This is a genomic window from Clostridium sp. (genome assembly GCF_050717515.1).
Lineage (GTDB): Bacteria > Bacillota > Clostridia > Clostridiales > Clostridiaceae > Clostridium_AD.
On record NZ_JBOITL010000014.1, the window covers coordinates 1 to 22731 of the forward strand.

Sequence of the window (22731 nt, forward strand, 5' to 3'; positions counted from 1 at the left end):
GCCACTTGCCACGTGGGTGGCACTAAAAAAACAGCCAATCCAAATGGATTGGCTGTTTTTTTATAGTTTATCGACTTTTAAAAGTACTCAGTATAATTTATTTTTTTAATTCTTTAACTCCAGTGACTTTACTTTTATCATCCATTTTAAATGTAGATTTAGCTTCATCTGTAGTAAAATATACGTTTCCTTCTATCGTAGCGTCTTTTAACTGAAAGTTACTCCCTGAAACATAAAGGTCACCTTTAAAAGTTCCATGTTCTATGCTACCCATAGGACTTTTAAATGTTAACTTTGGCGCAGTCAAAGTAAATCTAGCAGTTACAGCACGCTTTTCATCTTGTGTATATAGAGCTATCTTACGTTGTATAATTTCTTTACCACTATCATCTTTTTTACCGTTTTTAAATTCCCCCTCAACTACAAGATCCTTGTTAATAACTAAATCCTTTAAAGTTGCAATAATCCATGTACCCTTACTGCTTATTCCATTTTCAAAAGCCGCTTCAGTATTTACTAATGATGCTGTTGTTACTACATCAGTTTTTGTTGATGCCGGCGTTACTGTTTCTGTTTTTGCTGGTGCTGGTGCTGCTTCTTTTTTAGTGCCGCATCCTACTAATAAAGTAGCACCTATAGCTAATGATAATATTATTGCTTTAATTTTCATATTAATACCTCCATTGATATTATTTTTTTAAATATGTCATACTATTCAACAAATTCAGTATATCATATGTGATAAAAATATAACAAGATAAATTATGAATATTATGTCGTTATATGTAAGTACAAAATGAACAAAAATATTAAATCCTATTTTAACACTAATTATTTACCTTGTTATTTTTTATTTTTATACTAATTTAAAGTTTAATGATGATAATTATATGGAAAAATCCCAATTAGTAGTTTTCCATTTTAGAATATGACAATATTTGTGCTTTGCTTTTTATTGCAACTACTGTATAATATACGATATTACTTGTATATTATGAATTGATAATATATTCAATTTTTTCAAACACTGAATTCTGCCAATAGGCTACAAATTTAAACATATATCACATCATAGTTTTTAAAATTAAAGGAGGATTGTTAAATGATATCAAAAACTAAAACGCCTAGAGATGCAAAATTATGGGAAGCCCTAATACCGGTTGTTGCTACAATAGCACTTCTAATGTATTGTGTATTACCTGCTTTTAAGGTTAATCAACCAGTTCATGTTCCATTAATTTTTGGAACACTTATAGCTTCAATAATGGCTATTACTAGGCTGGGATATTCTTGGAAGGATATTGAGGAAGGGATCGTAAGTACTATTTCAAGTACTATGCAGGCTATACTTATTTTAGCGATAATAGGCATGATTATAGGTACATGGATTCTTGGTGGTATTGTCCCTACACTTATCTATTACGGATTACAGATATTATCACCATCAATATTTCTAGTTGCAACATGCATACTTTGTGCTATTGTATCAATAGCAACAGGTAGTTCATGGACCACAGCAGGCACTGTAGGCATTGCGCTAATGGGTGTTGCTGCAGGGCTTGGAATACCAGCACCAATGGCAGCAGGTGCAATAATTTCTGGTGCATACTTTGGTGATAAAATGTCACCTTTATCAGATACAACAAACCTAGCACCCGCTATGGCTGGTGCAAATATATTTGACCATATTAAACATATGATCTATACAACTGGAACAAGCTTAGCAATTGCTTTAGTTGGCTATGCAATACTAGGGTTTAAATTTGCAGGCACCAAAATCGATGTATCAAAAATTGATACAATAACGGATTTAATGAGTAAAAACTTTACAATAACACCATTTTTACTAATAATACCAATTATAGTTATAATTATGGTTGCTAAAAAAGTACCTGCTATTCCAGGTCTATTTATAGGTGTTTTACTTGGTGGCATTGCAGCTATGATTACCCAAGGTGCTAGTTTCGCTGATGTTATGAATTCAATGCAAATTGGTGTTGTATCGAAAACTGGAAATGTGGTTTTAGATACACTCCTTACTAGAGGTGGATATCAAAGCATGATGTTTACAATATCTCTAATACTAGCAGCACTTTCTTTTGGTGGTACACTTGAGAAAACTGGAATGCTTGGGACTCTTGCAAACAGCGTTCTAAAATATGCAAATAGTACTGGTTCACTTGTAACAGCTACAATATTCACATCAATATTTTCAAACATACTTGCTGGCGATCAATATCTTTCAATTGTACTTCCTGGCAAAATGTATAAAGACGAATTCCACAAAAGAGGGCTAGCCCCAAGAAACCTTTCAAGATGTCTTGAGGATGCTGGCACCATAACATCTCCACTTGTTCCATGGAATACTTGTGGATTAACTATGTCTACCTCATTGGGAGTTTCAACATGGGCCTATTTCCCTTACTGCTTCTTAAACCTTGTAAATCCATTGGTCTCCATATTCTTTGGATTTACAGGAATTACAATGATGAAGCTTGAGGATGATCCATCAGCTCCTGAATATAAGGGAAGCGCAAAGACTCAAATGTAATGTTTACTTGAAAATTCTATAAAAAAAAATCCTTGTTGATATTTCAACAAGGATTTTTTTTACAGAATTTTCTTATGTCTTTCATTTACAGTGGCAAGTATTTTATCTCTTAATATATCTCCCTTCTCAACAAAAGAAATGAGAACTTTAGAAGCCATATTAAAATTAATATTAAGATTTGTATTTCCCTCATCTTCTGAGATCATTTTTACTATTTCATCAAAGGACTTATTTGATTTTATTCCCCTTACTCTATCCCCATGGCGGTGCTTTTGTCTTTTAAATACATATAGTAATGTAGTATCATCGTCAATTCCATGTACTGCACAAAAGGCAATATCATCAAATTTTATAGTTCTTGTATTAAAGGGTTTATATATACTTATCTTTTGGTCATCTACAGTTATATAGAGTATAATTCCCTTGTAAAATTGCCAAGCAGCAAAAATAAAAATTATTAGCAAAATTGTTTTTAACATAAAATTAGGAATAAAGAATAAACCCACAACTGCTAGTAAAATTGAGATAATAAAACTAATACTAAGCTTTTTTAGAGAATCCGGTTTACCCCTGAACTTTTCCATAATGTCTCCTTTATTTACATAACATTTCCTTTAAAGCGATATCTATGTATAGTTTAAAGGTCTTTTGTATTGATATCCATATTTATTCTTCCATCTTTTATCTCAATTATTCTATCAGTTTTCTCTGCTATTCTTCTATCATGTGTAATAATTATGAAAGTTGTCTTAATTTTTTCATTTATATCCCTAAGTATGGTATATATGCTCTCCGTGGACTTCGAATCCAAGTTTCCCGTAGGCTCATCTGCAAGAATTATTTTAGGGTTATTAATTAAAGCTCTAGCAATAGCAGTTCTTTGTTGCTGTCCTCCCGACATATTAGTTGCCAAATTATCTTTTACATTGTAAATTCCCACTAGGTTCATGAATTCCTCAGCCCTCTCTATGATTTCCTTTGAAGGCTTTGAATTATTCATCATATAGGGAATAAGTATATTTTCTTTGGCAGTAAATTCAGGTAGCAAATAATGGAATTGAAAAACAAAGCCTATAGTTTTATTTCGAAGCGTAGCTAAGGCATTCTTATTCATACTATCTGTTCTTTTCCCATCTATATAAACCTCTCCACTTGTTGGTTTATCTAATGTTCCCATGATATTTAGCAATGTACTTTTACCGCTTCCTGATTGACCTATTATGGAGTTAAAAGAGCCTTCTTCAAAACTTAAATTTGTATCGAATAAAACCTGCGTCTTTACTTCAGACCCATAAATTTTATTTATATCTTTTAATGTAATAATATTAGCCATTCTTAATCACCTCAATTGGTTCTAATTTTGATGAGCTTCTCGCTGGTATAAGAGCAGCTATGGACGCAGAAACTACTGCTATAAGCCCTGATATTGCAATGAATTTATAGTCTAAATAAAGTGGTATTATTGATGTCCCATCGGGGTTCACCGCAAATTTTGTGAAAACCACCATAAGTGTAATTCCAAAAATTATTCCAAGAATTGCCCCTGCTATACCTAATAAAAGCCCTTGATACAAGAAAATTTTGCTTGCATCTCTATCTTTTATACCCATGGCTTTAAGTATTCCAATTTGTTTAGATTTTTGAACTACTGTTACCGCAAGAACGCTTGCAATTCCAAGAGTCACAGAAATAAGCACAAAAACTTGTATCATCAAACTAGAAACACTTTGCCCATTAAGTCCACCAAGTAATTCTTCATTCTGTTCTTTCCAATTTTCAACTTTTATACTAGTATCAGATAATTTATCTTTTACTGTTGTTGCAATTACATCTGCTTTGAATACATCTTTTGAACTTAATTGCATTTCTATAGATGTTATTTTATTACTAAAACCAAATATATCCTGAGAAGTTTCAAGACTTGTTATAATCCATGATTTATTTATGGCTGCTACTTTCAAATCATAGAACCCAGTTACTAAGGATTCTTTAGTCTTCCCATTAGGTGTAATAAGTGAAATTTTATCTCCAATATTTAACTTAAGTTCCGCTTGCAAATTCTTTCCTATCAGTACTTCATATGGATTTTTAGGAATATAACCACTATAAATTTTAGATTTTATATTATATAAATCTACATTAGGATTTAAATTTAATCCTCTTATAAGAATTGGAGCAGTTTTATCACTATATTTTATAAAAGCTGGTGAATCAGCAGAAGGAGATATTTTTTCTATTCTACTGTCTACTGCTTTTATCCGAGATATTTTTTCTATCCAGTTTTCTATAGTCTTATCATCTTTATTTGATGTAATAGTTATTTGCGAAGAATTTCCTATAGTTTTATCTATAAGACTCTTTTGCAGACCCTGAATAAGTGAACCTATAAAAATTTGTACTGAAACTCCAATAGCTATGCCTGTAGCTATTAAAATTGTTTGCCCCTTGCTGGACTTTAAAAATCTTACAGCTATTTTAAATGGTAATTTCATTTTTAATTCTCCTTTTGCAAATTTTTTATGTCATCGAAATTATCTATAACCATATCTGCCTTAGTGTTTTTTAAAGCTGCAGGATTATTTTTAAAAGCATGACCTCCTACTAATATATTTAACTTTTTATCAGTAGAATTTCTTATTTTTTCAATAGTGTCTTTAGCTGATACAAGGTTATAAGAACTTGTCACACTTATAGCTAAATACTTTGGATTCACATAATCTATGACTTTTAAAAACTCATTTTCAGGAGTGTTGCTTCCCACAAAAATAGTTTCATAACCGCATAGTGTAAAAAAATCTGAAACTATCCTTGCACCTATTTCATGATACTCTTCAGATGGACAAATAACAATAACTTTCCCATAGTTTATGTTTTTGTAGTTTTTATTTTTTTCTTTAATAACATAAGGATAGCAACATTCAATAATAGTTCTAATTATTGAGCTTCTAACATGTTCTTTCCATATACACACTTTGCCCTCTTTAACATTACATTTCATATTATTTAGGGACGGCCCTAATATATCAGTATATAAAGAAACAATATCAACTTTTTTTTCTTCTAATAAAGATAATATATAATCCACTGCATTTTCTTTGTCTTCCAGTTCTAGCAAATTTATAAATTTATTATAAATTGATTCCATACAATACCTCTCTTTCTAATAATCTCTTTCTCCAAATAATTCATACTACTAAATTATATATATTTATATACTAGCACATTTTTTATCAGTTTTACAGAATAAAAAAAAATATTTTATTATTGAAAAAAAAGCACTGTAAAAATTTATTTATTTAACTAAATTTTTACAGTGCTTTTATCCTATTTTTAACATTTTCATTCTCCTGAGTCGCTACAATTAACGACTTGGAATCTCGTTAACCCAACGCTACATCCAATATCATCATGATTACAAAACCTAGCATTGCACCGATAGTTGAAATATCTGTTTTTGAATCCTGTTGTGATTCAGGTATTAATTCTTCAACAACTACAAAAATCATAGCTCCTGCTGCAAAGGAAAGTGCATAGGGAAGAATAGGCTTCATAGCCAATACTGCAAAGGCCCCTATAACTCCTGCTATAGGTTCTACTATGCCTGAAGCTTGACCATACATAAAGCTTTTAAAACGAGAGAACCCCTCTCGTCTTAATGGAATAGATACGGCAGCTCCTTCTGGAAAATTTTGAATACCGATTCCAATTGCCAGAGCAATAGCTCCTGCTAAGGAAGCTGAAGGTAAACCAGCTGCTACTGCTCCAAAGGCAACTCCAACTGCAAGGCCTTCTGGTATATTGTGCAAGGTTATAGCTGATACCAATAATACACTTCTTTGCCAGCTAGTTTTAATCCCCTCCGCTTGTTCTATTGGTTGATTAAGATGTAGGTGTGGTAAAATTTTATCCACTGCGAAAAGGAAAGCTCCCCCTGCCAGGAACCCTACCGCAGCAGGTATCCATGGTGGTGTACTTGTTTGCTCCGCCATCTCTATAGCCGGTGCTAATAAGGACCAAAAACTTGCTGCAATCATTACTCCTGCTGCAAAACCAAGCATGCCATTTAGTACCTTTCTATTTATCTCCTTAAAGAAAAATACCAATGATGCTCCTAAAGCAGTTAGACCCCACGTAAATAATGTTGCAAAAAGAGCTTGAATTACGGGATCAAACCCACTAAGCCAGTTTAATATCATAAAAATCCTCCATTCTAAAAACTTATCCGCTGTCATAGTAACTGTGTTAATACACAGTTACACATTTGGGAATTTTCAAATCTTATACATGTATTATAACAACTATGTCTTTGATTAAATATTACTACAGGTTTTCATATTTGTAAATATTTATTATCAACTAATATTTTATATCTCTTCTAATTCAATCTTAAAATTGTAATTTTATTGGTTATATATAGGATAGAGTTGATGAAAAAAAACTACCAAAGTGTGCTTATGCACTTTGGTAGTTTTTACTTATAATATAATTAATATTATTTTTTCATTTTTTATTTATTGTTTTTAAAGAAATCTAATAATATTTCTTTTTCATGGCTAGAAAAATCATACATGTCCAACTCTCTTTCAGTAACCCATTTAACTCCACTAATGTCTTTATGTGGAGTTATATAGTGTTTTACCTTTCCAGTATAAACCGCTAAAGTATCTCCACTGTCTTCATCTAAAACATATTCTTTAAATGTCGTCATATCAAATATAGTACAATTTAAATCTTTATCTATTGCTTTAGCAATACATTGTTCTGACGATTCCTTGCCTTTTATATCTTTACCAAAAATACTCCATACCTTTTGTAATTTTTTTTTACCTCTAGTGGCAATGAGCACAGCATTAAAATCATCACAAATTATTATTGAACATTTTACAACTTTTCCCATATTAGTTTCCCCCTTAAATCATCACCCTTAGGTGCTGCAATGTTAATTTATCCTTTTTCTGATTTTTCTAAAAATTATGTAATCCATAAAAATATTATAAAGTAGATTTAAATAAATAACAAGCAAAACAGAATTTTATAATAATAAATATGAAATCATGTCATAGTGTGGCAGATGGTCATTAAATAATAAAAACCTCCATTTCATTGCAATTGTATGTATACTGTTTTATTTTGTGTCAATAATTGTAATGTGTGAACACACATGAAAGGAATAGGTTAATGAAAAATAATATTAATTTAAATAATGATGATCTAGTTCGCGAATATATAGAAAGAGGCAAAGGACTTTTTAATGATGGAGAAATTGAGAAGGCCTTCAAAGAATTTAATAAAGCCATTTTTTTAAATAATGAATATGCGCAGGCTTATCTAGTGAAAGGTCAAGCTCATATTGATATGTATGAAGTATGCGAAGCTCAAAAATGCATAAAGAAATATCTAGAGTTAGTTCCTGGTGATGCAAAGGGTTACTGGAAGTTAATTGATATCCATGATTTAACTGGTGACTTTGATAAATGCGTTTACTATTGTGAAAAGCTTATTCAAAATGACAGTTCAAATGTAGATATATATTTTAAAAAAGCAGAGTTTTTAGCTCTTCTTAACGATTTTAGAAGTGCTTTAGACTGCTTTGATATTTGCCTAGAACTGTGTCCTGATTTTTATGACGCATTATGTGGCAAAGCTAACATGCTACTAACACTTCGTAATAAAAAAGAAGCTCTAGAAATATATAATAAAGCCATTGAAGTAGACGGAGCCAAAAGTGCTGCCTATTTTGGAACCTCTGAAGTATATATGGCTATGGGGAATATAATAATTGCCTTAAGATTTGCAGAAAAAGCCTATGACATAGAGCCTTATAACGAATGGTATAAATGCCATTATATGCTATTAAAAAATATGAACATAGGTATTAAATAGCAAAAGGCTCCCACTTATAAATTGGGAGCCTTTTGCTATTTACATGTTCTCATTATTAGTTGCATCTTTTTTAAATGATTGTCGTAGTCGGCTACAACAGCCTCTACTTCTTTCATTAGGCTAGGGTCCAAATTCTTATTCTCTTTTATAAATTTTTCTCCTTGAGTTATCCCCATTTCCATAGCAGATGTGGCCTTTTCACACACTTCTAAATCCGTATTTACAGGTATAAGTTTAATTTTTTCAAAAAAATCTGCCATAGTCCCCATTACTCCAAGAGTGTCTGTAGCATTACCACCTATTTTCTCTACCCTATTGGTGATTGCCTCTTCATGTCTTTTAAAAGATTCTATAATTTGGACCAACTCATTTTTAAGCTCTGGACTTTTAGCTTTTTGGAGGTAATCTTTAAATGTAGCTCCTCCCATGTGTATGCCTTTCAAAAATTTATTCATTTCTTTTACATCATTCATAATCTCACCTCAGTTTATTGTGAGCATTTGTTATTTGTATTATACATGATTCCCACTAAATTACCCCTCCAATTACATCAAGCGGATCAGTTTTTCGCAGTTCTTTAATAGGTGCAATTAAACTTAAAATCGATACAAAAGCTGGTATCATTAACGCTACTTCCGCACCAGAAACACTCCATAGTGGAATGAATTTACCATTTGGATAAAGTACAGTTAAGTTTAAAATAAAGGCTACACATGTACTCACTAGTATTCCACCTACATATCCAAGTAAGCATACAGTGGCGTTTTCCTTCCAAAGCTTAAAATAGAGGGTTGGTTTTTTATAACCTATGGCTGATAGTACTCCAAACTCATATTTTCTATTAAGGAAATTAATATAATTCAAATTTCCAAGTGATATACATAGTACAATAATTATTATAATATTAAGCATATAAGCTAAACCATTCACGGAATTAAGAATTTCATCTATTTGTTTTGACATACTGTAATAATCCATAATTACAACATTTTTAGGTGTGTTTTTAGATAAATAGTTAATTAAATTTTTATCCTTTATATCTTTAATGGAAAAAACTATAGAGTGCTTTATTACTGTATCTCTAGGAACATACTGCTTATTATCGCTGATTAATGCAAGCATTACTGGACCATCTGTAATGCCTGACACTTTAAATTTGCCCTTTACTGCGTAACTTGGAGATACCTCTGAACCAATGTAATCTCCTGTTTTTAATTTATTTTGCAGTGCATATTTTTTAGGTATAATAATTTCACTCTTGTCTAACCTTGGAAGACTACCTTCAATTAATTTCACGTTAAGAGTAGTAATAACTTGCGATATATCCTTTTCATAAAAATTCAAGACACTAATACTCATGTCACCAAAAGTATTACTATATTTAAGAGAACCATATTCACTAATTAGAGGGATAATATGACCTACATTATTATCATTAGTTATTCTGCCTAAGTAATCTTTTGGAATAGGCTCTTCATTATTACTAGATACTATTGTATATTTACTAAAAACATTAGTAGCTACTAGCTTTGTCATCTCAATACTGCTTTTAGCCACTAGTGAAAAAGTGTAAATTAGTAGCACACTTACCATCATAGCTATTAGTATTGGCAATGTTTTAGAAATATTGTTCTTAATATAGTTAAAGGTTGATAGCGGATTCATTATATCCCTCCATTCCTCTTTTTTTAATTGAAGTAATAGCTCCATCCCATATATTAATTATATGGTCTGCATTTTCGAGTATGGAAGCATCGTGTGTTACAATGATGACTAAGGCGTTCTCTTTATATTCATCTAATAGCTTCATTACTTCCCTTGCGCTAGAATGATCTAAGGATGCAGTAATCTCATCACCAAAAATTACTTTAGGGTCATTTATAAGTGCTCTAGCAATTGCAGCCTTTTGTCTTTGGCCACCGGACAATTGATGAGGCTTTTTACCCGCTAAATTCTCAATACCAAGCTTTTTCAATAAACCCAAAGCTTTTTCTTTAGCTTTCATACTATTATCATTTATTGGTGTTAATACGTTATCTATTACTGTCATATAATCTATAAGAAAATGTCTTTGGAAAATGAACCCAAAATCTTTACGCCTAAGCTCTGTACTTTTAGAAACGGATAATTCCTTGAATTTCATATCCTTGTAGCTTATGGTGCCTGATGATGGAATTTTAAGTCCTGCTAGAGAATATAACAATGAACTTTTACCGCTACCAGAGGGTCCCATTATTCCTATTAGTCTATTTCCTTCTAATGAAAGATTAATATTTCTTAATGCATAAGTTTGGTCCTCTTTTCCCATATCATATATTAAATTTAGATTTTCTACTTTAAATAACATAATAATTCACTCCTTTTTTATATTCCTTCTATCATAACTATAGGGTCTAGCTTACTTATCATTCTATTTACAGGTATTAAGGTAAATAGGGTTGTAAATAATGGTACATAAAGTGCCATTAAAAGTGCTTTTATAGAAAAGTGTACCGAAACCCCTCCAATTGCTCCAAACCCTCCATCATTAATTAAAACAGATAACAACCATCCAAAAATCAATCCTAGAATAAAGCCTAGTAGATTTACAATAAGCACTTCCCAAAATGCCTTCTCCATTAGCTCCCGCTTGGTATATCCCATGGCATTTAAAATACCCAGTTCTTGTTTTCTGCTGAAAAATTGTACATATTTAGAACTTCCAACGGAAATAACCATTACTATAATAGCAAGTATACAAATCATATCTAATGTGTGCATCATAGATGATCCTTTATTATAAAGTTTAATCATTCCACTTAAAGTCATAACTGAAACTCCCTTTTTAGGAATGCTTAGTAGCAGTTCATCCACCTCTTTTACTTTATTCTCCCTTGGGAAAACTAATATAGATTTTTTCACTATATTTTTATCCTTCGTACTTATTGAGGTTGTATCAGTGTTATAAGGCATAAATGATAAATAACTATCTCCCTCAACTATTCCTACCACAATATACTCACCATTTAAGCTATCATTTTTATGGATTGAATTTCCTATTTTATCTCCAATCTTAGCGTTCTTATTTTTTGACATTCTATAATCTAGTGCCACCTCTTTATGATTTTGTAGTGGTAGCCTTCCTTGCTTTAGTGTTATGTTATGCTTTTTCATAACATATTCTATATTTTCAGGGCTTATACCTAAAATGAAAGCGTCGGTTATAGAGCCAGGTATAACATAGCGTGTTTTATATAAAACAAAGGGGATTATATTTTCTACATTTGGGCTATCTTTAAGGTTGCTAACAATATTTTCCGGAATGGGTTTGTCTTTTTCAATACTTTCTATAGTCATATGATTTTTATATGGACTTACATTTAGATCATACATAGAGTCTCCTATAGATTTTACCACGGTCTGAAAAACATATAAAAATGAAACAGCCACTAATATTGATATAGTAGAGGTAATAAGTTTTTTCTTGTTGTTTTTACTATAGCTTAAAGCTGATAAAGGTTTCATTGTACTATCTCCTTTTAAAACATAAATTTTATAACTTCCTTCTAATAGAATAATACCAATTATTGGAGTAATATAAAAGTAACCCTGGTCACAAATTAAAGTGACCAGGGTTACTTTTTAAATGTATATCTATTCCACAAGTAAGTCCTTAATATATATTGCCGCTGATGTTCTATCAGAAATGCCTATTTTACTATATAAATTACTTACATAGTTTTTTACTGTTCCACCGGATATGTATAACGAAGATGCAATTTGCTTATTTGTAAAACCTTGGGCTAGCATTTTTGCAATTTCAGTTTCTTTTTCTGAAAGCCCAAAGGAACTTAATAATTTAGTTTCATTCTTTTTAATAATATTTTCATCTTCATGCCTGTACTCTTTTACTATTTTACCCGCAAGCACCATAGCAATTTTAGAGGGCAATATGAATGCACCCGTATAAGCATCCTGCACCGCTTTTATAAGCCCATCACCCTCTATATCCTTCAAAATATAGCCAGTGGCACCATTGCTTAAGGCTTTAACAATATATTCTTCATCATCAAAGGTGGTAAGAATAAGTATAACTATATTAGGATAAACTTCCTTTATCAATTTGGTACATTGTACTCCATCCATATTGGGCATTCTTATATCCATTAGTACCACCTGAGGCCTTGTTTCAGAGCATAATTTCAGTGCCTCCACCCCATCCTTTGCAAGCCCCACTACCTCTATATGTTCCTCTAGTTCTAGTATTGTCTTAAGCCCGTCCCTCATAAGGGTTTGATCATCTGCAATTAACACTCTTATCTTATCCATAAAAGCCTCCCCCAAAAATAAAGTATTCAGTATTATTATATTTTTCTGAAAATTATTGCATGCAAGCTTTTGAATAAGGAAGCGTAATGAGTAATTCTAAGCCCTCTCCCACATCAGAATTAATATCAAAGCTTCCTTCTAAGTCATAAACTCTATCTCTCATAGCACGAAGCCCGAAGCCGTAGTTTAATATACCTGCACCTCCGCCGTTGTCTTCAAGAGAAAAACAGATTTCGCCTCCTTTTTTTACAAGTTTAAACAAAAAAGCAGTGCTTTTACCATGGCGAATTCCATTAGTAAGACCCTCTAGTAAAGAGGATATAATTACCTTTTGTGCTTCTTTAGTTAAATTTAATGAAGAATCTATCTCAGATTTTATTGTTACCTCAGAATGTAGCTGTGTATCCTTAATTACCGTTTCTAGTGAAGGATAAAACTCTAATAATTCATTACCTTTTTCAAGCACCCGTACAGAGCCCCTAATATCATTAAGCCCCTTTCTCACTTGGCCTTGCGCTAGGCAAAGTTTTTCTAGCGATAAATTCAAATCCCCCTTCATCAGTCTTTTGCTAGCCTCTATTTCTACTAAAACTGTGGTTAAAGTATGTCCCACTGTATCATGAATTTCCCGTGCTATTTTATTTCTCTCTTTAAGAATAGTCATCATCTCTAATTTTTCATATGCTTCCTTTAGATTCGTATATATACAGTCTTTTTCTAATTTCTCCATAGTTATTTCCTTTAGAGAAATTTCAATTATTTCTGTTTGCTTCAATAAATATCTCACAAGGAAAAATATCAAATAAATCATACAAAATACGGGTAGACTTAAAAGTATTTTCAGAGTGATGATTCTAAGTTCAAAATTCACCATAATACTTAACGTCACGCTGCATAGTACAAAGGAAAAAATCGAAGCAATTATACCCAAGGCTAAGCTAAAATTTAGGACAATATCTTCTAGCATAAAAAAATATAAGCATAGTGATAAATGAGAGTTATCATATAAATTAAGCATATATATAAATATGAAATCTATTATCAACGAAAAACAGCTTAGATCTTTATGATTTTCACTTCCATATATGAAAAACACTCTAATAGTATAAGAGGTCAAAAATAGGAAAGTTAAAGTAACAATCAATAATTGATTTTGGGCGTTATAAATTGCAGTTATTAAAAAGATTCCAGTAAATAATATATAATTAATAATCATTAAAATATCTTTAATCCTATTGCTCACAAAACACCTCACAGTTTTAAAATAATATTAATATGAAAGCCCTTATTCCTTCATTTCAAACAATCCAAATATTTCTTCTTCACTTAAAGCTGCAAAACCTTCACCACTTGATAACTCATCTCCCATAAGTGATGATATAAGCTTTTTCTTCTCTTCTTGAAGTGACAAAATCTTTTCTTCAATGGTACCCTTAGCTATTATTTTTATAACTTTCACCACATTCTTTTGTCCTATTCTATGAGCTCTATCTGTGGCCTGTTCTTCAACTGCTGGATTCCACCAAGGGTCAAAGTGAACTACTACATCTGCCGAAGTTAAATTCAGACCCGTTCCCCCAGCTTTTAAACTTATTAAAAATACAGAGTTTTCACCACAATTAAAGGCTTTTACCAAATTCATTCTCTTCTCTGAAGGCACCGACCCATCTAAGTAACTAAATGATATCCCCTCTGCTATAAGTCTATTTTGTATATTCCTAAGCACAGAAGTAAATTGAGAGAAAACAAGTACTCTATGTTCCTCCTCAATACTCTTATGAAGGAGTTCCACTAAAGCCTCTATTTTTGCGCTGCCTCCACTATAATCATTCATAAGTACTGTTGGATCAAGGCATAATTGTCTTAGTTTTGTTATATAAGAAAGTATCTCAATTTTACTACTTTTGAACTCATCATTTTTTACTTTGTTTTCAATAAGCTCCATGGCATGGTTTGCATAGGTTTTATAAACTTTCTTTTGTTCCTCTTCTAAACTCACCACTAGTTGTTTTTCTATCTTATCAGGTAATTCCTTTAAAACATCTTTTTTCCTCCGTCTTAGAATAAAAGGTTTTATAAGCCTATTTAAATCTTCTAATATCTCCGGACTTTCCTTAAGCTTTTTATGATATCTTACACTAAATCTCTTTTCATCATATAAATATCCTGGCATTATAAAATCAAATATAGACCATAAATCCATAAGAGAATTTTCTATTGGTGTACCAGATAGTGCAAATCTTGTCTTTGCCACTATCTCCTTCACAGCCATTGCATTTTGAGATCTTGGATTTTTTATATTTTGAGCTTCATCTAATATGCAATAATCAAACTCTAAACCTTTATAGCTTTCTGAGTCTCTTTTTAATAAGTTGTATGTAGTTATAATCACATCATAATTTGTTATATTATTTATTATTTCATCTCTGGCATCCTTTAATCCATTAACCGCAGCAACCTTTAAGCTAGGTGCAAACTTTTCAAACTCACTTATCCAGTTATATATTAAGGAGGTAGGAGCTACAATTAAAGTCTTGCTTCCCTCACTGGCTAATATAAAAGTAATAGCTTGAATTGTTTTACCAAGACCCATTTCATCTCCTAAAATTCCACCAAGCCCTAAATAATCCAAGGTTTTAAACCAATTATAACCTATTTTTTGATATTCTCTTAATTTTCCATTAAAACCAATCGGCTCTTCGAAATTCAATTTTTCTATATGCTTGAGTTTGTTTTTTATTTCTTTTAACTCTTTTTTTCCTTTTATATATCTAATTTTGTTTTCCTCTAAATAGCTATCCAGAAAAATGCTCTTGCCTTTTGATATTTCAATATGATTATTGTCACTATCAAAAGGTGTCATAACATCTAAAAGCTTTAAGAATTTATTAAGCTCCAGTTCCTCCAAGTCAAGATACTCACCGCTTTTTAGTTTATAATATTTAAGGCTATTTCTAAAAGCCCTTAATATATTTGTAGTTTCTTCCGGCACAATATCCCCTATTTTGAAATCCATTTCAAAATAATTGTATTTTCCACTTTTAATATTTCCACTAATACCCTTAGTACCCAAAGACTTTATACCTTTAAAGTTTTCAGAGTAATATACTTCTCCTATTTCTTGAAGTCTTTCTATATCACTTTTGAAAAATTTAAATATATAATCTTCTCCCTTTGTGAAATAAAACCTATTCTTTATTTCTTGAAACCCTAATGATTTTAAAACAGCTATAACCTGAGCTTCTTTTTTAGAATCTCTATATATTATTTTTTCGATGCAATCCTCAAAAACATTAAACTCAAAAGTTCCGTACTTTACCTTTAATGTTAGTGTAATATCCTTGCCTTGCTGGTCAAAGTAAAAACTAACCCCACACTTACTCATCACTATTTTATCTTTGATGGACTTTGATAGTGTAACATGAGGGGATAAAAAATTAAGATCTGGAACCAGCCGTCTTAATATATTCTCCTCCTCAAGGTTTGTCATAGTTACCACCCTTGCCTCATTAAAGACTTGAAGGTAAGGATTTATCTTATAACAAAACTCATAATCCGGAAGATATATATTGCTTCCGTATAAAAAAACATCATTTTTAGAGCCTAAAGCCACAGGCATTCCATTGGAAGATTTAAGCACATAATTGTTTTTTATTAGCTTCAAATCAAAATCTAGAGCCGGCGCCTCATATAAAATCTCTGTGTCTACGGGCCTTGAAAAAAAACCTTCATTTAAATAGACCCTATGCTTATTTATAATTTCAAAAAATTCCCGTGTTAAAAATTTAGGAATATTTATGTTTTTCCCATCTATATAACGTTCTTCGCTTCTTTTAACGTACCTTTGGGTGTTTTCCATGGTCTTTAACATTTCAATAAAATCCATAAGCCTTTTATCTTTTGTGCTCAATCTTTGATCTGCTCTATTAAAAGTGAAATTTTTACTATAGTTTATAGGAATATTATTATAATAGGCTAATAAAAAGTGATTGATATCCTTTAAAACGTAAAGATTGTTAGAAGCCATAGAGTTTAATCCTATTTTAAACTCTGCTGTAAGGCTGCTAGTCCACTGATTTTTATTTATGTACACCTCTATTTTAGTTTCATCCTTATGTTTTTCATCCCCTAAAAGCATAGCTAATACATTGCTACTATTTTTAAATGTAGCTTGCCCCACCACATCCCCTTCTTTTAAAAGCGGGTGACTGGCTAAATCCTCTACTGCGCTATAAAAGGTTGCCACTAAATGTTTACAACAATAATTTTCTTTTTTGAACTCATTATTTTCAAAATCAGAGCAGCTACAGAATGTAGTAAATATACTTTTTCTCTCCGTATCCATCTCAATTTTTGTGTGGTATTCATTAAAAAGCTTCTCTGAAATCACATTGCCTTCTATGCATATTAGTTTATCTTCATTTGTAATATCCACAGAAGAAACCAACTCATTATTAAGAACCCTTTGCCCGCTGGCATGATTTTTACCGCTAGTTCCTTCATTAAATATTTGTAATACCATATCTTCTTTCAACATATTTTCTCCCTAGTTTTTTAGAATTTTATAATCTTCTAATTATACCATAAATAAGAATTATTTAAAGTTCACCACACAAAATCTATTAAACATAAAAGAATTAATTATTTCGTAATTATTTCGTAATCTTTTTTTAAAAAAAATAGTATATAATTTATATGTTGGTGCAAAAAAGGTATTTTAAATATTTTTGTAGAATTATGTTAAACGAGGTAATTATATGACAATAAATAGCAAGAAAAAAAGATTAAAAATCATACCTAAATTAATCCTCTTAACTGTATTAATACTATGTTACTTTTCAGTAAAATCATTTTTAAAATATACCAAGGGAAAGGAACTACTAGAAAAAAATTGTATTGTTTTGCAAAAGTTAGAGCAGATAAATATTGCTGATGTTGAGAAGAAAATAACCCAAAATCATAAATTAAATCATGAAAAAAGTGATATTAATTTAACAAAAGCAAGCAATAAAATTTACTTTGAAAAATCTGTTTTTATGGGAGATTCTATAACTGAAGCCTTGGACTTTTATAATATAGTAAATAAATCTTCTGTCTTAGCTAAAAAAGGACTAAATGTTGTAACCGCAAAGGAGGAAGTAAGCGCATTGTTCAGCATTAATCCCAAAAGAATATTTATACTTTATGGTATGAATGACTTAAGTTTGTTTGAAAACCCTGATGATTTTAAAAATAACTACATTAAACTTATACAAGATATAAAAAAAACATTTCCTAGTACAGAAATATACCTTCAATCTTTAACGCCTGTACAAGCTAAGGTGCAAGATAAAGATAAAAATTTTTCACAAGATAGAATCGATAAATTCGTGGAAAAAGTTATTGAAGTTTCTAAGGAAGAAAATGTGCACTACATAGATATACGCTCTGTTGCTCGTGGTATAGAAGATATATACGAACCAGATGGTATGCATTTTACTATGAAATATTATGGGTTATGGTTAGATTATTTAAGAACTCAATTAAAGAATTAATATTAATTATATAAGGATGATAAATATGAAGCTACAAATGAAAATAACAAAGAAGATATGGATTTTATGTTTAGCTACTTCTATGGGAGCAATGTTTCAAGGCTGTTCTCTAATTCAAACCAAAAATCCTGAAATACCTGAGATAATAGCAAGTGTTCAGAAGGTTTCAGATTTGTCACCAATGGAAAAAGGTAATAAAACTAAGCTTAGAAAACTTTATTCTATAAGTACCACCGGATTAGAGGATTTTGCATTATATGCACCAAAGAACAATATGGAAGCAAATGAAATACTAATATTAAAGGTTAAAAATCAAGATGATATAGATGGTTTATTAGAAAACATTGAAAGCAGAATTGAGAAACAATCTAGTAGCTTTAAAGATTATAGTCCAGATCAATATGAACTTTTGGAAAATCATAATTTAGAGGTGAAAGGAAAATATATAATATTAAATGTATCAAAAGATGTAGATAAAATAACAAACGCCATTAATGAAAGCTTCAAATAAAATGGCGACATGAATCGGAGTGGCTATAATTGGTTTTTAGTAGTTTAATATTTATTTTTATATTTTTACCACTTACATTTACAGTATATTATTTTTCCCCAAAGAAAATAAGAAATTTTACTCTTTTAGTTGTAAGCCTTATATTTTATGGCTGGGGAGAGCCCCTATACATAAGCCTTATGGTTTTTAGTATAATATTTGATTATATAAGCACTTTGCTCATAAATAAACATAGAAAACGTAAGAAGCTTTCAAAGCTAATATTTATAAATACCCTGGCTGTTAATTTAGGAATATTAGCTTTTTTCAAATATTTTAGTTTCCTAGTAGATAATATGAATGCATTATTTGGATTAGATATAATTGTCCAAAAGCTTCCTTTACCAGTTGGGATATCATTTTATACATTCCAGATTATATCCTATGTAGTAGATGTGTACTTAAATAAAGTAAAGGTTCAAAAGAACATTATAGATTTTGGGGCATATGTAACTATGTTTCCACAGTTAGTTGCAGGCCCAATAGTGCAATACAGCGATATATTCATCCAATTAAAAAATAGAAAAGAAAATATCAATCAATTTTCTGAAGGTATAGAGAGATTTATACTAGGTCTTGGAAAGAAGGTATTGATTGCTAACAACATAGGAATGGTTTGGACAATTATAAAAACCACGGAGATTTCAAGTATATCAGTTTTATCCTCTTGGCTTGGAATAGTAGCCTTTACATTTCAAATCTATTTTGATTTTAGTGGATATTCAGATATGGCAATAGGACTTGGAAAAATGTTTGGATTTGAATTTATTGAAAACTTTAACTATCCATACATATCAAGAAGTGTATCTGAATTTTGGAGAAGATGGCACATCTCCCTGGGAAGTTGGTTTAGAGAATACCTTTATATTCCTTTAGGTGGTAACAGGGTTCCATTAATAAAGCAGCTACGGAACTTATTTATAGTATGGTTTGCAACGGGATTATGGCATGGTGCAAGTTGGAATTTTATATTTTGGGGACTATATTTTGGATTTTTTATATTTTCCGAAAAAATCCTTCTAGGAAAGCTTTTAGAAAAACTTCCAAGGTGCATTTCAAATTTATATACCATGATAATTGTTATAGTAGGATGGGTATTTTTCGATATGAATAAATTAAGTGATGCACTAAATTATATAAAAGTAATGTTTGGACTTAGCGGAAATGCTTTTAGTGATAATACCGCTATATATTATTTTTATACAAACTTCATTATATTTGTAGTAGCAGTACTTTGCGCAACCCCAGTTATGAATAATTTTGATAAAAATATTAAAAGCCGCTTTAACGCAAGAGGTGCCATAATCATAGCTTTCAGTCGTATTTTAATACTATTTTTATCTACGGCATACCTTGTAAACCAAAGCTTTAACCCATTCTTATACTTTAGATTTTAGATACGAAAAGGTGATAATAAATATGGAATTTAATTATAATAGAAAAAAATATAATAGGATATATATAAAATCCCTTACTTTAATATTTTTATTATTTATATTTAGTGTAATGATATTAAATATTATAGTTCCCAGCAAAGATTTTTCTGATGAGGAGAATAGAAAGCTTAAAAATAAGCCTAAATTTACGATAAATAATTTGTTACATAACAGATTTACTTCAAAATATGAAAAGTACATTTCAGATCAATTTATACTTAGAAACTTTTGGATAAATGTAAAATCAAAAGCAGAGATACTTACTGGAAAAAAAGAAAATAATGATATATATTTAGGAGATGATAACTACTTAGTAGCTAAGTTCAAAAGACCTTCTAAAGAAAATCTTGCTGAAAAACTAAAAGCTATAAATACTTTCAGTCATGACAACAAAGAATTATCTAAGTATATTATGTTAGTTCCTAACAAAGTAGAGGTTTTAAAAGATAAATTACCTGCCTTTGCTCCAGTAGAAAACCAACTCCAATATATAAATAAATTTTATTCTGGATTAGATAAAGATATAAAATCAATAAATGTTTTTGATACCTTAAATGAAAACAAGGACAAATACATATATTATAAAACTGACCACCATTGGACAACAGACGGAGCATATTATGCATACTTAGAATTTTGCAAAAGTTCCGGAATAACACCAAAAGATGTAAGTAATTATGATATTAATGAAGTTAACAATAAATTTTATGGAACACTTTACTCAAGAGCTGGAGTTAAAAATATAGATAGTGACATAATTAATGTATATTTACCAAAAACTCCTGAAGACATATTAGTAAATTACATCGATGAGAAAAAAAAGAGTGCCAGTTTGTTTAATTCCAGTAGTTTAAATACCAAAGATAAGTACTCTGTATTTTTGGGTGGAAATCATCCTATTATAAAGACAAGCACTATGAATCTTAACAATAAGAATCTTTTAGTCATAAAGGATTCTTATGCAAACTGTTTTATACCATTTTTAACTTCTCATTTTAGTGAAATAATAGTTGTGGATTTAAGATATTTTTCAGATGATGTAAGCACTTTAATAAAAGACTATAATATCACAGATGTTTTAATGCTTTATAACACAAATACTTTTTTTGAAGATGACTCAATACTTAATATTAGCAACTATGAATAATGTAATCTCCCCCAATCAATATTATAGATAAGATGTTTAAAAGCAGTAGATTTCTACTGCTTTTTCAAATACTACAACATACCCACGAGTAGCTGACCCAAAGTATTTGCAAAATTTAAATTTTCTAATTTAAATTCCTTAACTTTAATAGGAACAGTTAAATAAAGTATCCCACGAACAATTCCTGATTTAATTATGGGAATAGCTAAAACAGAATTCCAATTTGGCATTCCAGTTACTAAATCGTAATCTATTATAGAATCCCAATCTATTATACATTTGCCTTGCTTATCTTTAATAACAGAATCGATTATATCTCCACTATAGCCTTTAACTCCAATCCAATTTTCCTTATAGATCCTTCGCCCAAATTTTTCAGTAATTTCATTTTTATTTACTATAAACAACATACCATTTTGCGCTTCAGTGGTTTCAATTATTCTTCCAAGCGCATTGAATATTTTGGTTTCAAAATCACAATCGTCCTTAATAATTTGGATTAACTCCACCATAGCTAATACATTTCTTGAATCTTGAACTACATTTCCTGACACTATTCCTGATAGTTTATCACTACCCTTTACAATGCCATAAAACTTATCTTCCCAGATTTGGCACCTGTTTTTACCATTTGCTTTCGCTACATATAGTGCTTGGTCAGCTTTTTCTACCAATTCTTGCTTCCACTTTCCGTGGTTTGGATAAGTAGCAATACCAACACTTACAGTTAACTCTCTCTTAGAGCCTAGTATTTTCTTATTTTCAATGTTTTGTCTTATTCTTTCTGCAATGCCACTAGCGACCGTAGTATCCGTACCAGGTAAAATAACAATAAATTCTTCCCCACCATATCGTCCACATACATCTATCTTTCTAATTGATTCCATAACGGTTTTGCTAACATCTTGCAGCACTTGATCCCCAGTTTGATGACCGAACCTATCGTTAACACCTTTAAAATCATCCAAATCGTACATGATAATTGAGAATACTCCTAAAGATTCATTAGCCTTTTCAACATTTTCAGATAGTGCTTCCTCCAAAAAGCGCCTTGTAAGTGTCCCTGTGAGTTTGTCAATGGAAGAACTGATTTGGAGTAAATAATTTTCCATTACAAAACTTATAAATGAGGTTAAGTCTAAACATTTATTCAAGCTTTCCTCATTAAAATTATTTAGCACTCTGTCAGACTCCATAGTCACGGTAGACGCACTGGTTACCCAGTGCACCCCGTACAGATCCCGGCGTGCGGAACTACCGCACCGGGCTCTTCAAATATATTCGCTTCCGTAATCAATCAAAACAGATTTTAAATCTCATTT

Annotated in this window: 21 protein-coding genes; 6 read left to right on the forward strand and 15 right to left on the reverse strand. The window is 30.8% G+C overall.

The features are described from left to right. Positions 1–97 precede the first annotated feature (97 nt). Positions 98–670 (reverse strand): hypothetical protein, encoded by a 573-nt coding sequence (locus ACREV6_RS04385; protein WP_431576808.1) that lies wholly within the window; start codon positions 668–670, stop codon positions 98–100. Positions 671–1102: 432 nt separating this feature from the next. Here ACREV6_RS04385 and nhaC point away from each other — a divergent pair, with 432 nt between their 5' ends. Continuing rightward, the gene (gene nhaC, locus ACREV6_RS04390) at positions 1103–2551 is read left to right on the forward strand and encodes a Na+/H+ antiporter NhaC (RefSeq protein WP_431576809.1); all 1449 of its coding nucleotides are present in this window, start codon (positions 1103–1105) and stop codon (positions 2549–2551) included. A gap of 59 nt (positions 2552–2610) precedes the next feature. Here nhaC and ACREV6_RS04395 read toward each other — a convergent pair whose 3' ends face one another. From ACREV6_RS04395 to ACREV6_RS04420, 6 genes are all read right to left on the reverse strand, one after another. After that, positions 2611–3135: a hypothetical protein gene (locus tag ACREV6_RS04395; protein WP_431576810.1), complete on the reverse strand. Its 525-nt coding sequence runs from the start codon at positions 3133–3135 to the stop codon at positions 2611–2613. Positions 3136–3188: 53 nt separating this feature from the next. Beyond that, complete coding sequence (locus ACREV6_RS04400) at positions 3189–3884, reverse strand: ABC transporter ATP-binding protein (protein ID WP_431576811.1); 696 nt, start codon at positions 3882–3884, stop codon at positions 3189–3191. Continuing rightward, positions 3877–5043 (reverse strand): ABC transporter permease, encoded by a 1167-nt coding sequence (locus ACREV6_RS04405; protein WP_431576812.1) that lies wholly within the window; start codon positions 5041–5043, stop codon positions 3877–3879. The genes ACREV6_RS04400 and ACREV6_RS04405 overlap by 8 nt, the downstream gene beginning before the upstream one ends. Before the next feature lie 2 nt (positions 5044–5045). After that, entirely contained in the window at positions 5046–5696 is a 651-nt protein-coding gene (locus ACREV6_RS04410) for a cobalamin B12-binding domain-containing protein (protein ID WP_431576813.1), read from the reverse strand. 235 nt (positions 5697–5931) lie between these two features. After that, complete coding sequence (locus ACREV6_RS04415; RefSeq protein WP_431576814.1) at positions 5932–6747, reverse strand: ZIP family metal transporter; 816 nt, start codon at positions 6745–6747, stop codon at positions 5932–5934. 311 nt (positions 6748–7058) lie between these two features. Next, positions 7059–7448, reverse strand: a complete 390-nt coding sequence (locus ACREV6_RS04420; protein ID WP_431576815.1) for an NUDIX hydrolase — start codon at positions 7446–7448, stop codon at positions 7059–7061. Positions 7449–7729: 281 nt separating this feature from the next. Between ACREV6_RS04420 and ACREV6_RS04425 the strand changes: the two genes are divergently transcribed. Continuing rightward, positions 7730–8434 carry a tetratricopeptide repeat protein gene (locus tag ACREV6_RS04425; RefSeq protein WP_431576816.1) on the forward strand — a complete coding sequence of 235 codons (705 nt, stop codon included), beginning with the start codon at positions 7730–7732 and terminating at the stop codon, positions 8432–8434. A gap of 35 nt (positions 8435–8469) precedes the next feature. Here ACREV6_RS04425 and ACREV6_RS04430 read toward each other — a convergent pair whose 3' ends face one another. The 7 genes from ACREV6_RS04430 to ACREV6_RS04460 all read right to left on the reverse strand — a co-directional run bounded on the left by ACREV6_RS04430 (position 8470) and on the right by ACREV6_RS04460 (position 17279). After that, entirely contained in the window at positions 8470–8907 is a 438-nt protein-coding gene (locus ACREV6_RS04430) for a DUF2383 domain-containing protein (protein ID WP_431576817.1), read from the reverse strand. Positions 8908–8962: 55 nt separating this feature from the next. Then, entirely contained in the window at positions 8963–10099 is a 1137-nt protein-coding gene (locus ACREV6_RS04435; RefSeq protein WP_431576818.1) for an ABC transporter permease, read from the reverse strand. Then, positions 10077–10781: an ABC transporter ATP-binding protein gene (locus tag ACREV6_RS04440; protein ID WP_431576819.1), complete on the reverse strand. Its 705-nt coding sequence runs from the start codon at positions 10779–10781 to the stop codon at positions 10077–10079. Before ACREV6_RS04440 ends, ACREV6_RS04435 begins: the two co-directional genes overlap by 23 nt. Before the next feature lie 17 nt (positions 10782–10798). Beyond that, positions 10799–11938 (reverse strand): ABC transporter permease, encoded by a 1140-nt coding sequence (locus ACREV6_RS04445; RefSeq protein ID WP_431576820.1) that lies wholly within the window; start codon positions 11936–11938, stop codon positions 10799–10801. Positions 11939–12067: 129 nt separating this feature from the next. Next, positions 12068–12742 (reverse strand): response regulator, encoded by a 675-nt coding sequence (locus tag ACREV6_RS04450; RefSeq protein WP_431576821.1) that lies wholly within the window; start codon positions 12740–12742, stop codon positions 12068–12070. 52 nt (positions 12743–12794) lie between these two features. Next, positions 12795–13517 (reverse strand): sensor histidine kinase, encoded by a 723-nt coding sequence (locus ACREV6_RS04455; RefSeq protein WP_431576822.1) that lies wholly within the window; start codon positions 13515–13517, stop codon positions 12795–12797. Between the two features lie 510 nt (positions 13518–14027). Then, positions 14028–17279 carry a DEAD/DEAH box helicase gene (locus ACREV6_RS04460; RefSeq protein WP_431576823.1) on the reverse strand — a complete coding sequence of 1084 codons (3252 nt, stop codon included), beginning with the start codon at positions 17277–17279 and terminating at the stop codon, positions 14028–14030. Positions 17280–17499: 220 nt separating this feature from the next. On the opposite strand from ACREV6_RS04460, the gene ACREV6_RS04465 reads away from it, so the two are divergent. Genes ACREV6_RS04465 through ACREV6_RS04480 form a run of 4 tightly spaced genes read left to right on the forward strand, consistent with a single transcriptional unit; the run spans position 17500 to position 21409 of the window. Further along, complete coding sequence (locus tag ACREV6_RS04465) at positions 17500–18276, forward strand: GDSL-type esterase/lipase family protein (RefSeq protein WP_431576824.1); 777 nt, start codon at positions 17500–17502, stop codon at positions 18274–18276. Between the two features lie 25 nt (positions 18277–18301). Continuing rightward, positions 18302–18787 (forward strand): DUF4358 domain-containing protein, encoded by a 486-nt coding sequence (locus ACREV6_RS04470; protein ID WP_431576825.1) that lies wholly within the window; start codon positions 18302–18304, stop codon positions 18785–18787. A gap of 29 nt (positions 18788–18816) precedes the next feature. Beyond that, positions 18817–20223, forward strand: a complete 1407-nt coding sequence (locus tag ACREV6_RS04475) for an MBOAT family O-acyltransferase (protein ID WP_431576826.1) — start codon at positions 18817–18819, stop codon at positions 20221–20223. A 22-nt stretch (positions 20224–20245) separates the two neighbouring features. Further along, positions 20246–21409, forward strand: a complete 1164-nt coding sequence (locus ACREV6_RS04480) for a DHHW family protein (RefSeq protein ID WP_431576827.1) — start codon at positions 20246–20248, stop codon at positions 21407–21409. Positions 21410–21480: 71 nt separating this feature from the next. On the opposite strand, the gene ACREV6_RS04485 is transcribed toward ACREV6_RS04480, so the two are convergent. After that, a complete protein-coding gene (locus ACREV6_RS04485; RefSeq protein WP_431576828.1) occupies positions 21481–22605 on the reverse strand; it encodes a GGDEF domain-containing protein in 1125 nt (374 codons plus the stop codon). Positions 22606–22731: the final 126 nt, after the last annotated feature.